General features: G+C 62.8%; 14 protein-coding genes. 4 read left to right on the top strand and 10 right to left on the bottom strand.

The annotated features are described in order from the left end of the window. Positions 1 to 32: 32 nt before the first annotated feature. The gene (locus tag LB558_RS15460) at positions 33 to 668 is read left to right on the top strand and encodes a LysE family translocator (RefSeq protein WP_224698321.1); all 636 of its coding nucleotides are present in this window, start codon (positions 33 to 35) and stop codon (positions 666 to 668) included. 198 nt (positions 669 to 866) lie between these two features. On the opposite strand, the gene LB558_RS15455 is transcribed toward LB558_RS15460, so the two are convergent. From LB558_RS15455 to LB558_RS15415, 9 genes are all read right to left on the bottom strand, one after another. Then, on the bottom strand, positions 867 to 1958 hold the full coding sequence (locus LB558_RS15455; protein ID WP_224698320.1) for a 3-deoxy-7-phosphoheptulonate synthase: 1092 nt from the start codon (positions 1956 to 1958) through the stop codon (positions 867 to 869). Between the two features lie 217 nt (positions 1959 to 2175). Further along, the gene (locus LB558_RS15450; protein ID WP_224698319.1) at positions 2176 to 2598 is read right to left on the bottom strand and encodes a type II toxin-antitoxin system VapC family toxin; all 423 of its coding nucleotides are present in this window, start codon (positions 2596 to 2598) and stop codon (positions 2176 to 2178) included. Next, positions 2595 to 2858, bottom strand: coding sequence for a type II toxin-antitoxin system Phd/YefM family antitoxin (locus LB558_RS15445; RefSeq protein WP_224698318.1), 264 nt, complete (start codon positions 2856 to 2858; stop codon positions 2595 to 2597). Before LB558_RS15445 ends, LB558_RS15450 begins: the two co-directional genes overlap by 4 nt. A 91-nt stretch (positions 2859 to 2949) precedes the next feature. Next, positions 2950 to 3744 carry an SDR family oxidoreductase gene (locus tag LB558_RS15440; protein WP_224698317.1) on the bottom strand — a complete coding sequence of 265 codons (795 nt, stop codon included), beginning with the start codon at positions 3742 to 3744 and terminating at the stop codon, positions 2950 to 2952. 34 nt (positions 3745 to 3778) lie between these two features. Continuing rightward, a complete protein-coding gene (iolG, locus tag LB558_RS15435; RefSeq protein WP_224698316.1) occupies positions 3779 to 4774 on the bottom strand; it encodes an inositol 2-dehydrogenase in 996 nt (331 codons plus the stop codon). Positions 4775 to 4892: 118 nt separating this feature from the next. Beyond that, entirely contained in the window at positions 4893 to 5660 is a 768-nt protein-coding gene (locus tag LB558_RS15430) for an ATP-binding cassette domain-containing protein (protein WP_127260811.1), read from the bottom strand. A gap of 2 nt (positions 5661 to 5662) precedes the next feature. After that, positions 5663 to 6739, bottom strand: a complete 1077-nt coding sequence (locus tag LB558_RS15425; RefSeq protein ID WP_127260810.1) for an ABC transporter permease — start codon at positions 6737 to 6739, stop codon at positions 5663 to 5665. 112 nt (positions 6740 to 6851) lie between these two features. Then, positions 6852 to 7793, bottom strand: a complete 942-nt coding sequence (locus tag LB558_RS15420) for a sugar ABC transporter substrate-binding protein (protein ID WP_024502009.1) — start codon at positions 7791 to 7793, stop codon at positions 6852 to 6854. Between the two features lie 300 nt (positions 7794 to 8093). Then, on the bottom strand, positions 8094 to 9125 hold the full coding sequence (locus LB558_RS15415) for a LacI family DNA-binding transcriptional regulator (RefSeq protein ID WP_224698315.1): 1032 nt from the start codon (positions 9123 to 9125) through the stop codon (positions 8094 to 8096). Positions 9126 to 9295: 170 nt separating this feature from the next. Here LB558_RS15415 and LB558_RS15410 point away from each other — a divergent pair, with 170 nt between their 5' ends. The 3 genes from LB558_RS15410 (at position 9296) to LB558_RS15400 (ending at position 12035) form a co-directional block, all read left to right on the top strand. Further along, complete coding sequence (locus LB558_RS15410) at positions 9296 to 10387, top strand: fatty acid desaturase family protein (RefSeq protein ID WP_224698314.1); 1092 nt, start codon at positions 9296 to 9298, stop codon at positions 10385 to 10387. Between the two features lie 98 nt (positions 10388 to 10485). Further along, on the top strand, positions 10486 to 10800 hold the full coding sequence (locus tag LB558_RS15405) for a MocE family 2Fe-2S type ferredoxin (protein WP_027161041.1): 315 nt from the start codon (positions 10486 to 10488) through the stop codon (positions 10798 to 10800). Next, positions 10797 to 12035, top strand: coding sequence for an NAD(P)/FAD-dependent oxidoreductase (locus LB558_RS15400; protein WP_224698313.1), 1239 nt, complete (start codon positions 10797 to 10799; stop codon positions 12033 to 12035). The genes LB558_RS15405 and LB558_RS15400 overlap by 4 nt, the downstream gene beginning before the upstream one ends. 148 nt (positions 12036 to 12183) lie before the next feature. Here LB558_RS15400 and LB558_RS15395 read toward each other — a convergent pair whose 3' ends face one another. Next, positions 12184 to 13143: a DUF1402 family protein gene (locus LB558_RS15395; RefSeq protein ID WP_224698312.1), complete on the bottom strand. Its 960-nt coding sequence runs from the start codon at positions 13141 to 13143 to the stop codon at positions 12184 to 12186. Between the last annotated feature and the right edge of the window lie 132 nt (positions 13144 to 13275).

Raw genomic sequence — 13275 nt, 5'->3', positions numbered from 1 at the left:
GGTTTGGCGGAGCGGGGCGACAGGCAACTGACATGGGCTATGCGGAAAATCTCTGGCTTTTCTTTATCCTGCTGTTCGGCATCATCGCCGTTCCGGGCATGGACATGCTCTTCGTGCTTGCCAATGCACTGACCGGCGGACGCGACAGGGGTCTCGCCGCGACCGGCGGCATCATGGTCGGCGGCATGGTGCATACGCTGAACGGCGCGATCGGCGTCGGCCTGCTGATGCATTTCGTGCCGATCCTGTTCAAGCCGCTGCTGCTTGCCGGCGCCGCCTACATGGCCTTCATCGGTATCACGCTGATGCGCAGCTCCATCACCGTCGGCCAGGAGGGGCCTGCCGGCAGCCGTTCCGCATGGAAGGCCTTTCGCCAGGGTTTTGTGACCTGCCTGATCAACCCGAAGGCATACCTGTTCGTGCTTGCCGTCTACCCTCAGTTCCTGAAACCGGACTACGGTCCGATCTGGATGCAGGCGACGATCATGGGGCTGCTGACCGTGGTCACGCAGGCTGCGATCTATGGCGGGCTGGCGATCACGGCCGGCCGCAGCCGCAACCTTCTGATCGCCAATCCGCGGGCGACCATTTTTGCCGGCCGGGCGGCCGGACTGCTGCTCTTTGCCGTGTCGGTGTTCACCGCATGGGATGGGCTGAGGGCAGCGTAGGATATGGATTTCTTGCGAAGAAGACCCCGCCCTATCCCTCCCCACAAGGGGGGGAATGCTGCCGCGCGCCTTTCATTTCTTCTTTGGCCGCGAAAAGACAAGCGATTCGCCTAGGTCGGCGCCTACGGAAGTCTCCCTCCCCTTGTGGGGAGGGGCTAGGGGTGGGGTCCGTGCCGGGCAAAGGCCGGCTATAGTGGCTCAAGCCGCTCCTTGCAGGTTGTCGATCATGGCGCGGCGAGCCGAGCGGCGCCATTCGACGGCGCCGGCAAGGCCGTGCAGCACCGTCTCGGTGGTCGCCCAGTCGATGCAGCCATCGGTGATGCTCTGGCCATAGACCAGCGGCTTGCCTGGCACCACGTCCTGCCGGCCGGCGACGAGATTGCTCTCGATCATCAGGCCGATGATGCGCTCGTCGCCTGCCGCGACCTGGCTGGCGACATCTGCCGCGACCTTGGGCTGGTTCTCGGGCTTCTTGGCCGAGTTGGCGTGGCTGACATCGATCATCAGACGGGACGCGACACCGATGCGGGCGAGTTCCACAGCGGCGGCTTCGACGCTCGCCGCGTCATAGTTGGGCTGAACGCCGCCGCGCAGGATGACGTGGCAGTCCTCATTGCCCGTGGTCGTGGCGATACCGCTGCGCCCGCCCTTGGTCACCGCCATGAAATGATGCGGCTGGGCGGCCGATTTCACCGCTTCGGCGGCAATCCTGAGATTTCCGTCGGTGCCGTTCTTGAAGCCGACCGGGCAGGAAAGGCCCGAGGCGAGCTCGCGGTGGATCTGGCTCTCGGTCGTGCGCGCGCCGATCGCGCCCCAGGCGACGAGGTCGGCAATGTATTGCGGGGTGGTCATGTCGAGGAACTCGGTCGCTGCCGGCAGGCCTAGATTGTTGACGGCCGACAGCACGTTGCGCGCCATCCGCAGCCCCTTGTCGATGTTGAAGGAGCCGTCGAGGTCGGGATCGTTGATCAGGCCTTTCCAGCCGACCGTCGTGCGCGGCTTTTCGAAATAGACCCGCATCACGATCTCCAGCCGGTCCGACAGGCTCTCGCGCAGCGCCGCCAGACGGCTGGCATAGTCGACGGCTGCGACCGGATCGTGGATCGAACACGGGCCGACAATGACGAGCAGCCGGTCGTCGGTCCCGTTCAAGATGGCATGGGTTGCGTTGCGAGACGCGCTGACGGTGCGCGTCGCCGTCAAAGTGCGCGGGATCTCCCGCATCACCTCGTCCGGCGTACTCAGTTCTCGGATTTCCTTGACCCGGAGGTCGTCTGTGGTGGTCAACACGGCTTTCTGCTCCTGTTTGGGAACCTGCCGGCTGAAACAAAAAAGCCGCCAGGTATGGCGGCTGTTCGGATCTTGTTGCTGCAATCTTCAGATCGAGCGCAATCCTCCCGCCGCCAGCGAGCTCCTAAAGTACCAATACGTGGCGGTCAGGTTGATCATGAGGCTCATATAGTCGAAGCGGAGGCGCTTGTCACGTGCCCTGATGAGGCTGCTGTCGTCATGCAGTCCAGGGATCGAAGAGTTCAATTCCATAGCCTTCGAAATCCTTCGTATTTCGCGTGGCCAAGGTGAGCTCCTGCGCAATCGCAGTGGCTGCGATCAGGCCGTCCATCGACGACAGACCGCGACCGCGGCGTTTCGCAAGCCCCATCAGGTCGCCCCAGGCCAAGGCAACTTGGTCGTCCACCGGAAGAACCCTCTGCTCGAAGCGCTGCGGCAGGTCGCGAGCGAGCCATTCGGCCAGGGCCTCACGTTTTCGGCCCTCATCCATGAGGGCGACGCCGCGCCGGATCTCGGCGATCGAGACGACGCTGATGAATGAGCGGTCCTCATCAAGTCCGTCCAGCCAGTCCAGAACGCGCGCGTCCGGCGCCAGCCTTGTCACCTCGGACAGGACATTCGTATCGAGCAGAAGCCTCACAGCGGCAGGTCACGCGGTTCGTCGCGCTGACGCTCAAGGTCGAGATCGGCGCCGCGCAGCGGCGACTCCAGCAGGAACTCCGCAAGCGTACCCTTGCGCGCGGTCTTCCGTTGCCATTCCTCGGCCGAAACGACAACCACGCTTGGTTTGCCGTTTCTGGTGATCGTCTGCGGCGAAGACTGCGCGCGCTCGATAACCTCCGAGAGTCGGGCCTTTGCCCCGGCGACCGTCCAGTTGGTATCTTTGGGTGCAGGCTGCATTTTCAATCTTCATGACTAGTCTGACTATCTTGACTATATGGGATTGGAGATGCGGCGGCAACAGGGCCTGAGTTGCTCCTGGAGGTGAGGCCTACTCGGGTGACGCCCCAGCGATGCTCTGGTCGTAGTCGACCAGCGATCCGGTCATGACACCGGACTGCGGGCTGACCATGTAGCTGATCAGCCGTGCAAGCTGGTCCGGCTTGACCAACTGGCCCATCGGCTGCGCGGCTTCGGCCTTCTGGAGCCAGTCGTCTGGCGCGTCGTGCCATTTCTTCTGGACGATGTCCTCACCCTCGGTGTCCATCCAGCCGGGCAGCACCGCGTTGCAGCGGATGCGGTTGTAGCGATAGGCATTGGCGACGTTCTTGGTCAGCGTCATCAACGCCCCCTTGCTGGTCGAATAGGGCGTCAGGAACGACTGGCCGGTATGCGCCGACATCGACAGCACGTTGACCATCGAGCCGGGCGCCTTCTTCTCCAGCAGATGCGCCACCACGCCCTGCATCAGGAAAAACGGCCCGCGCACATTGGTGTCGAAGATGGTGTCGAAAAGCTCTTCGCTGGTTTCGACCAGTGAACCGCGCGCCGATGTCGCGGCGGCATTGACCAGCGCGTTGATGGTGCCGAAATGCGAGATCGCGGTGGCAACGGCGCGCTTGCAGTCGGCCACTTTAGAGACGTCGGCGCTGATGAAGATGGCGTCGACGCCCGCTTTCTTGAAATGAGCGACAGCCTTGTCGCCCTTCTCCTGCGAGCGGCCGATGAGCGCCAGCGCCCGGCAACCTTCGTCGGCCAGCGCTTCGGCAACGGCGAAGCCGATGCCCTGGGCGCCACCGGTGACGATGGCGCGTGTCTGTGAATTGCGATCGGCTGTTCCGCTCATCGCTCTGCTCCTGTGGGTTCTTCCTAAGGGGTTCTTACTTGTCGAGGCGGACGGTCTTGCCGGTCGTTGCTGATTTCAGCGCCGCGTCGGCCAGCTTCAGCGCCACCAGCCCATCCGCGCCGCTAGGCGACGCTTTCTTGCCCGAGGTCGCGGCTGTGATGAACGCGGCGATCTCAATGGCATAGGCGTCGAGGTAGCGGGTCATGAAGAAGTCGTGCAGCGGCGGGCGGGTGTAGCCCTTCTCGTTGGCCAGTTCGATCGACACCGGGCGCTGGTTCTCGGCCGCGATCATGCCTTTCGAGCCATGCACCTCGATGCGCTGGTCGTAGCCATAGGTGGCGCGGCGCGAGTTGGAGATGACGGCCTGTTTGCCGGAAGCGGTTTCCAGGATGACGCTGACGCTATCGAAATCGCCGGCCGCGCCGATCTTCTTGTCGACCAGAACCGAGGCATGGGCGCTGACCGCCACGACCTCTTCGCCGAGCAGGAAGCGCGCCATGTCGAAATCATGGATGGTCATATCGCGAAAAATGCCGCCCGAGCGCTTGATGTAGTCGATCGGCGGCGCGCCGGGGTCGCGCGAGGTGATGGTGACCATCTCGACGGTGCCGATGGCGCCGTCGTCGATCGTCTTGCGCACGGCAGCGAAATGCGGATCGAAGCGGCGGTTGAAGCCAACCATCAGCGTCGCCTTGGTCTTCTCGACCACAGCCAGGCACTTCTCCACGCGCTTGACGTTGAGGTCGATCGGCTTCTCGCAGAAGATCGCCTTGCCGGCCTTGGCGAAACGTTCGATCAGGTCGGCATGGGTGTCGGTCGGCGTGCAGATGACGACGGCGTCGATATCCTTGGATTTTTCGATGGCGTCGATGGTGCGCACTTCGGCGCCATAGGCGCTCGCCAGCTCGGTTGCCGCCTTCTCGAACGCATCGGCAACGGCAACCAATTTGGCCTGCGGGTTGGAGCCGACGGCGCGGGCGTGGACCTTGCCGATGCGGCCGGCACCGAGGAGAGCGAAGCGAACGGTCATGGGTATTTCCTCTAGGGGGATGGGTTAGAGAGAGAGTTGTGTCCGCACCTTCCCTGAGGAAGGGGGCAGATTGTTTCAAGCACGCATATCGTCCCTAAAACAGGGTGATCGTCCTGTTTTAGGCCGCGAGTTCCGCCTCGCCGGTCTTGGCGCCGGTAATGTAGGAGACGATGTCGTTGCCGTCGGTGTTCTCCTTGCGCAGATTGGCGACGATGCGGCCGCGCCGGAACACGACGATGCGGTCGCAGAGATCGAACACCTGGCGCATATTGTGGCTGATCAGGATCAGCGGCTCGCCATTGTCCTTGAGCGTGCGGATGATGTTCTCGACCTGCGCTGTCTCCTGCACGCCAAGGGCGGCGGTAGGCTCGTCCATGATGATCAGCTTGGAGGCGAAGGTCGCGGTCCGCGCGATCGCCACGCACTGGCGCTGGCCGCCCGACATGTGGCGGATGGTGTTGGACAGATTGGGGATCTTCACCGCCGTGCGGACCAATGCCGCCTCGGTCGCCTTGCGCATGTATTTGCGGTCGAGGATCGAGAACGGGCCGAGGTTGAACAAAACCTTCTCGCGGCCGAGGAACAGGTTCGAAGGCACGTCGAGATCGTCGGCCAGCGCCAGGTTCTGGAACACGGTCTCGATGCCCGCCGTGCGGGCCTCGATCGGCCCGGCGAAATTCACTTCCTTGCCGTCGAACCAGATCTGGCCGCTGGTACGCTGCTCGACGCCGGTGATCTGGCGCACGAAGGTCGACTTGCCGGCGCCGTTGTCGCCCATGATGGCGACATGCTCGCCCTTGCGCAGCTCGAAGTCAGCGCCTTCCAGCGCGTGCACGCCGCCATAGCGCTTAGTCAGGTTTTCGGTCTTCAGGACGATGTCTGACATGGTCATGCCCTCATTGCCCGCAGGCGTTGGCGCCACTGGTCGAGAACCACCGCACCGACGATGATCACACCCTTGACCATCTCCTGGTAGTAGGCGTCGAGGCGCAGGAAGGTGAAGCCGGAGATGATGACGCCGAAGATCAGCGAGCCGATCACCGTGCCGATGATCGAGCCGCGGCCGCCCGACAGGGAGACGCCGCCGATGACCGCCATGGCGATGGCGTCGAGCTCGTACATCACCCCCATGCCGGACTGCGCGGTCAGGTTCTTGGAGCTCAGCACCACGGCGGCGAGCGCTGCGAGAATGCCGGCGATGACGTAGACCAGGATCTTGTGGTTAGCGATCTTGATGCCGGACATGCGCGCGGCGTCCTCGTTGGAGCCGATCGCATAACAGTGCTTACCGTACCTCGTGTAGGTCATGATCAGCTGGAACAGGATGGCCAGCGACAGGAAGATGACGACGGGCATCAGGCCTTTGCCGATGCTGGCGAAACTCTCGGTGGGAAACGAGATCGGCTGGCCCTTGGACCACCATTTGGCGATGCCGCGCGCGGTCACCATCATGCCGAGCGTGGCGATGAACGGCGGAATGCGCGTGTAGGCGATCAGCGCGCCATTGACGAGGCCGGCGAACAGGCCGCAGGCGATCGCCACCAGCAGCGGCACGATGACAGGCAGGTCCGTCCAGCCCTGCGCCAGGAACATCGCCTTGGGATTGGGGTTGCCGTTGACCGTCGCCACCTGGGCGAAGCTCATGGCGATCATGGCGGTCGCGCCGACGATCGAGCCCGAGGACAGGTCGATGCCGCCGGTGATGATCACTTGCGTCACGCCGATGGCGATGATGCCGACGATCGACACCTGCAGGATGATGATCTGCAGACGCGCTTCGTTGAAGATGCCGCCGACGTCGCTGCGTGTGTTGAACAGGAAACTGTCGCCGAGAAAGACGCGGCCGATCAGTTCGAAGATGACGACGAGAATGACCAGTGCGAGGAAAACATTGAACTCGGCCGGCCATGTGCGCTTCCTCGCATCATAACCGACGCCGCCGACGCCATGAGATGTCTGTGCCACGTATTCTGTCCTCCATCAGCCGCGGTCGCCCTTGCGCCTGCGGCGCTGAGGGAGAGAGGGGAGCGGCGCCGTCTTGATCGAGAGCGCCGCTCCGTATCGAACCGTTGGCGGCTCAGTTCTTCTTCAGGAACTTGTCGATGTTGGCTGGCGTCACCAGTTGGAAGGGCACGTAGACCTTGTGCTCGACCTTCTCGCCCTTGGAAAGCTTGAGCGCCGCATCGAGAGCGCCGGCGCCCTGGCCGGCGGCGTCCTGGAACACGGTTACGTCGAGGTCGCCCGCCTGCATGGCCGCTAGCGCGTCCTGGGTGGCATCGACGCCGCCGACGACAACCGCCTTCATGTCGATGTTGCCGGCCTTCATCGCCTGGATGGCGCCGATGGCGCTTTCGTCATTGTTGGCGATGACGCCGTCGAACGGCTTGCCGGTCGACAGCCAGTTGGTCATCAGGTTCTGCGCCTCGTCGCGGTTCCAGTTCGACGTCTGCTTGTCGATAATCTTGATGAAGCTGCAATCCGGCGTCGCGATCACATCGTCGATGTCCTTGGTGCGCTGCACGGCGGCCTGGTTGGAAAGCTCGCCCATGATCACATAGACATTGGCTTCCTTCTTGCCGGCTTCCTTGAACAGGCGGCAGACTTCCTTGGTCTCGAGCGTGCCGGAATCGGCTTCGTTCGAGGCGACGAAGGCCTGGTTGTCGGGCAGCGTGTCGACATTGACCGGCTCGCGGTTGACATAGACCAGCGGGATCTTGGCTGCCGCGGCGGCGTCCGACATCGCCTGCGTGGCCGAAGTGTCGACCGGGTTGACGATGATGGCATCGACGCCGGAGGCGGCGAAGTTCTTGATCTGGTCAAGCTGCTTGGCGACGTCGTTCTGTGCGTCCTCGACTTGCAGCTCGACGCCGCTCATGCCCTTGGCCTGCTCGATCATGCCGTTGCGCAGCACGGTCAGGAAGTTGTCGTCGAACTTGGCCATCGACACGCCAACCTTGGCGGCCAAGGCGGATGAGCTCATCAGCGCCGCGAAAGCGACGCCCAAAATCAATTTCTTCATTGTGTTTCTCCTCCACATATTGGTGTCCGGTTTCACCGATTTATCCGGAATCCCCGATCTCCCCGGGGAATCTCTCCCGACGGCCTTTCTGTTCCCGATGACGCTTGCCATTGGCTGGAACGTCAAACCCTCCGTTTGTAACAGATACTACGGAACGAAAGAACCAAAATATACAGATGATGAAATATTTATTCCATTTAACATCGAGGCGTCAAGGGCGATTCCACGGCCTTCGGGCCGATTTACGCATCGCTCTGATGGATTCTATCATTTGCCTCGGCGGGCTTGCGCGGCGGCGGGCTAGATGTTTTCCGGCAGGTAGATGTCAAAGGGCAGGAAGGTCTGGCCCGGAGCATTGGCGGCGCCGGTTTCGATGGCATGCGCCATCAGGTCGACGAGCTCACGGCACAAAGCGGCGAGCGGGGTCGAGATCACCATGGTGAGAATGTTGTCGGCGAGTGCCGCGCGCGATTCGGCGTTGATCTCGTTGCAGACCACCACAGGCATGGTCGCGGGCTTCGCTGCCCGCAGCGCCGAGACCGCGCCTTCCATGCCACCGCCGGCGACGTAGCAGCCGGCAAGATCCGGATAACGCGCCAGAAGATCGATCATCGCGTCATGGGTCACCTTGTTGGCTTCCAGATTGACCAGCGTTTCAAGCACGCTGAACTCCGGCGCATGCTCGCGGAAGAAGGAGCGAAAGCCGATCTCGCGCAGCTCATGGCCGTGGAAGCGGTGGCTGCCGACGAAAAGGGCGACCTTGCCGGGCCGCTTGGCTGCTTTGGAGATCATCCATGCGGCGGTGCGACCGACCTTGCGGTTGTCGAGGCCGATATAGCCCTCTCGGATGCCGGCGGCAAAGTCGGACAGCACCGAAAAGACCGGCTGCCCTCGCGCCTTCAAGGTTTCCACGACCGCTGTCAGGGTCGGATGGTCCGGACCGACAACGGCGATGGCCCTCGATTTCGCCGCCAGCCTGCGCATCTGCGAGGCGATCTCGTCGGGAGCAAGGGAACTGGCGAAATCGATGGTCGCAGCGCCACGGAAGCGTTGCGAGTGCGAGATGGCCAGTTCGAGTTCCCGCGCGAAGTCACCGTAGAAGGCATCATTGCCCCGCAGCAGCAGGAAGCCCAGCCGGTACTCCGGCAATTCCTGGCGCATGCGCTGCTTGATAAGGCCGGCGGCGTGGTAGCCGATATCGGTAGCGGTCTCGTACACGCGGCGCGCCGTCTCTTCGCGCACCGGCAGCCGGTTGTTCAGCACGCGGTCGACGGTGGCGACACTGACGCCCGAGATGCGCGCCAGATCGGATATTGTCGGCCGCTTCACCATGCTTGCCTCGTCGGGTTTGCTTTGAGCCTCCGTACATCATCCTGATGGGAAATGATAGAAACTATCTTCGTGATGTTGAGTCCATCATCGGTCGGCGTTACTTTGATGCTCGAAGCCAAGGGATTTCATGGCATCCGCCTTGACGGATGCCATTGCCGAGGGAGGCAACCATGTCCACTGCGCCGTCCCGGCGTGACTACAGCCTGATCGGCCGCGACGCCAAGCTCGCCGTCGAGACCGGCCTGTCGGCGGCCGAGTGGTATCACACCGACGTACCGCGCAAGCAGATGAAGGAGCTGATGCAGCGCTCCGACGGGCCGGCGATCCGCGATACGGCAATCTGGTTCGCCGCGCTGATCGTCAGCGGCGCCGGCGGCGCCTGGTTCTGGGGCAGTTGGTGGTGCGTGCCGTTCTTCTTCGTCTATGGCGTGCTCTACGGCTCCTCGACGGATTCACGCTGGCACGAATGCGGTCATGGCACCGCCTTCCGAACGCAGTGGATGAACGATGCGGTCTATCAGATCGCCTGCTTCATGATCATGCGCAATCCGGTGACCTGGCGCTGGAGCCACACGCGCCACCACACCGACACCGTCATCGTCGGCCGCGATCCGGAAATCTCGGTCATGCGGCCGCCTGATCTGGTTCGCGCCATGCTGGGCTTCGTTGGCGTGCTCGACGCCTGGCATGCGATGTCAGACATGCTGCGCAACGCCGCCGGCACCGTCAGCGCCGCCGAAAAGACCTTCATTCCCGAACAGGAACGGCCCAAGGCGATCCGCGTCGCCCGCATCTGGACGGCGATCTATGCCGCCACCGTCGGGCTGGCGCTCTACACCGGTTCGTTCCTGCCGCTGATGCTGGTCGGCCTGCCCAGGCTCTACGGCGCCTGGCACCATGTCATGGTCGGGCTGCTGCAGCATGGCGGCCTTGCCGACAATGTCACCGACCATAGGCTGAACAGCCGCACCGTCTACATGAACCCGATCAGCCGCTTCATCTACTGGAACATGAACTACCATGTCGAGCATCACATGTTTCCGATGGTGCCCTATCATGCGCTGCCGAGGCTGCACGAACTGATCAAGCACGATCTGCCGGAGCCGACACCGTCGATCCTGGCCGGCTACCGCGAGATGATCCCGGTCTTCCTGCGCCAGCTGCGCAACGAGGACTATTTCCTCAAGCGCGAGCTGCCGCCGACCGCACGGCCATATCGCGAAGAATTCCACAACGACATTATCGCCGCCGCGGCGGAATGATCGTGCTTCCATCCGATCTAGGCTATTTATTTTTAACGCAATTCCGGACGGAAAGCCGCTGCGCACTTTTCCTGGATTTGCCTTTGGGGAGGACTTGAATGAGCGACTGGGTCGAGGCCTGCGCCACCGGCGACATAGACGAGGAGGATGTGATGCGCTTCGACCATGGCGGCCGCACCTTCGCCATCTATCGCAGCCCCGACGATGAGTTCTTCGCCACCGACGGCCTTTGCACGCATGAAAAGGTGCACCTGGCCGACGGGCTGGTGATGGATGACATCATCGAATGCCCCAAGCACAATGGCCGCTTCAACTACAAGACGGGCGACGCCCGCGGCGCCCCGGTCTGCGTCAATCTCAAGACCTACCCGGTCAAGGTCGATGCCGGCAAAGTGCTGATCCAGATCGGATGACTGACATGGCGGGGGGGATGCTCATCATCGGCGCCGGCGAATGCGGCGGGCGGGCGGCATTGGCGCTGCGCGAACTGGGCTATGACGGGCCGGTGACGCTGGTCGGCGACGAGCCGCATCTGCCTTATGAGCGCCCGCCTCTGTCCAAGGAGGCGATGGCCAGCGATGCGCCCGAGATCAAGGCGATCGCCAGCGACGCAATTCTGGCCGAGCGTTCGATCCGGCATATCCATTCCGTCCAGGGCGTGGCGATCGATCGCGCGGCGCATGCGGTGCGCCTGTCGGACGGATCGGTCCTGCCCTACGACAAGCTCCTGCTGGCAACCGGTTCGACGCCGCGCAAATTGCCGATGCCGGGGTTGGGTCCGCGCTGCGTCTATCTCCGCACCTTTGCCGATGCGCTCGCCATTCGCGCGCATCTCACTGCCGGCAACCGTATCGCCATCATCGGCGGCGGCTTCATCGGCCTCGAACTCGCCGCCGCGGCGCGCAAACTTGGTGCCGCGGTCACGGTCATCGAGGCGCAGCCGCGTATCCTTATGCGCGGCGTGCCGGCGGAGATCGCAGAAATCATCCATGATGCGCATATCGCCGAGGGCGCCGATATCCTGTGCGGCGACGGCATCGCGTCCATCTCCGACGATGGCAAAGAGGTGCGCGTCACCCTTGCCGGCGGACGGGAGATATCAGCCGACCTCGCGATCATCGGCATCGGCGCCGTGCCGGTGACCGGGCTTGCGGGCGAAGCCGGCCTGGCGATCGACAACGGCATTGCTGTCGATGCCGAGCTGCGCAGCAGCGATCCCGACATCTTTGCCGCCGGCGATTGCTGCTCGTTTCCGCTCGCCGTCTATGGCGGCCGCCGCGTACGGCTGGAAGCCTGGCGCAACGCCCAGGAACAGGGCGCGCTGGCGGCCAGGAACATGCTCGGTGCCGGCGAGGCGCATGCGGCGGTGCCGTGGTTCTGGTCGGATCAATATGGTCTGTCCCTGCAGATCGCCGGGCTCTCCGACGAAGGCAGCAGCACTGTGCGCCGCGACCTCGGCGACGGCGCTTTCATCCTCTTCCATTTGGCGCAAGACGGCAGGCTGGTGGCGGCCAGCGGCATCGGCCCCGGCAATGCGGTCGCCCGCGACATCAGGCTGGCCGAAATGCTGATCGGCAGGCGCGCGAAGCCGTCGCGGGAAGCGTTGGGGTCGCAGGATGTGAAGCTGAAGTCGCTGCTGGCGGCTTGAGTCTACCCTTCCCACAAGCGGGAGGTAGAGGCCTGAGCTCAAACCCGCTAGAGCAACTCGCCGTTTCACGGAAACGGCGAGTTGCTCAACTCTTTGTTTTGACGCAATTCTAGACGGAAAACCGCTTCACACTTTTCCTAGAATTGCTCTAAAACAGCGCCTTCAGCTCCGCCAATTTGTCGTTGACCAGCCAGCCATAGTAATTCTCTTCCGGCAGCTTTTCCGGCTCGCCGGCGGCGCGGCGCCTGTCGTTCTCCGCCTTCAAGGCATAGGCGCGCTGCTCTGGATTGCCGACATTGTAGAGGGTGGCCGTGACTCCCGGATTGCCCGAAATGTCGAAGCCGGCAATGCTTTTGTAGGCATCGATCGATTTCCTGATCGTCGCGGCGACGTAAGGCAGCGTCAAATCGGGATCCATGATGGTCTTGTAGACCGAATTGGGATCGCCGACGTCGAGCTTCGGCAGGCCGGAAACCTTGTGTACGAGATCGCTCATCTGCAGGGCGGTCAGCGGATTGAGCTGGCCGAGGCCGAAGGTCTGGCCGGCATAATAGGGCTGGAAGAAGGTGGCGCCGAAACGGTCGTCGGGAAAGCTCGTCCCGCCGACGCTCTTGCCGCGAAACGAACGGTTCCACACCTGCTCGCGGCATTCCCACAGATCATAGCTGTCGGACATCCCCGCGCATTTCTTGAATTCCGGCCGCTGCACGAAATCGGTGATGTCCTCGCCGTCATAGGCGAAGGACAGCTTGCTGGAGAGATAGGAGATCGCCTTGACGTAGTAGGTCTGCAGCCGGTCATAGGCATCGACATTGTAGGTGTGCTCGCCGACGATGGCGCCGACGATGTGCAAGGGATCGATGCCGTAGGCGGCGGCTGCCTTCTTGATCTTGCCGCGCAGATCGGCGTCGTTCTGCAGCAGGGCGTAAACCTTGCGGTACTTCGCCTGGAAGCTGGTGTTGGTCGCCTGCGTGCGCCGGCTGGAGGCGCCCGGAATGTCGGGCTGCACAACATTGCGATTTCCCGGCGGCACCAATGTCGCTGCCTCGGCGGCGAACAGCGTCGCCGCCAGCGTCAAGCCGAGAATGACCAGGATCAGTTTTTTCATGCACCCGCCGCCCAAGCAATTCCAGGAAAAGTGTGAAACGGTTTTCCGGAATTGCGTCAAACCAAGAGATCGAGAATTGCCGCGCAAACTAGGTAAAGCTCTTGGTCGAGTCGAGAGCGCCCCTTCACCCGG

This window comes from Mesorhizobium sp. CO1-1-8 (genome assembly GCF_020164875.1).
Taxonomy (GTDB): domain Bacteria; phylum Pseudomonadota; class Alphaproteobacteria; order Rhizobiales; family Rhizobiaceae; genus Mesorhizobium.
Note: the sequence above shows the minus strand (reverse complement) of the source record. Positions and strands in the feature narration are given on the sequence as shown.

Excerpts from the sequence above, each read along its gene's own strand:
- LB558_RS15460 (WP_224698321.1), top strand. The coding sequence starts at position 33 with ATGGGCTATGCGGAAAATCTCTGGCTTTTCTTTATCCTGCTGTTCGGC.
- LB558_RS15445 (WP_224698318.1), bottom strand. The coding sequence starts at position 2,858 with ATGCAGCCTGCACCCAAAGATACCAACTGGACGGTCGCCGGGGCAAAG.
- LB558_RS15440 (WP_224698317.1), bottom strand. The coding sequence starts at position 3,744 with ATGAGCGGAACAGCCGATCGCAATTCACAGACACGCGCCATCGTCACC.
- iolG (WP_224698316.1), bottom strand. The coding sequence starts at position 4,774 with ATGACCGTTCGCTTCGCTCTCCTCGGTGCCGGCCGCATCGGCAAGGTC.
- LB558_RS15430 (WP_127260811.1), bottom strand. The coding sequence starts at position 5,660 with ATGTCAGACATCGTCCTGAAGACCGAAAACCTGACTAAGCGCTATGGC.
- LB558_RS15420 (WP_024502009.1), bottom strand. The coding sequence starts at position 7,793 with ATGAAGAAATTGATTTTGGGCGTCGCTTTCGCGGCGCTGATGAGCTCA.
- LB558_RS15415 (WP_224698315.1), bottom strand. The coding sequence starts at position 9,125 with ATGGTGAAGCGGCCGACAATATCCGATCTGGCGCGCATCTCGGGCGTC.
- LB558_RS15410 (WP_224698314.1), top strand. The coding sequence starts at position 9,296 with ATGTCCACTGCGCCGTCCCGGCGTGACTACAGCCTGATCGGCCGCGAC.
- LB558_RS15405 (WP_027161041.1), top strand. The coding sequence starts at position 10,486 with ATGAGCGACTGGGTCGAGGCCTGCGCCACCGGCGACATAGACGAGGAG.
- LB558_RS15400 (WP_224698313.1), top strand. The coding sequence starts at position 10,797 with ATGACTGACATGGCGGGGGGGATGCTCATCATCGGCGCCGGCGAATGC.
- LB558_RS15395 (WP_224698312.1), bottom strand. The coding sequence starts at position 13,143 with ATGAAAAAACTGATCCTGGTCATTCTCGGCTTGACGCTGGCGGCGACG.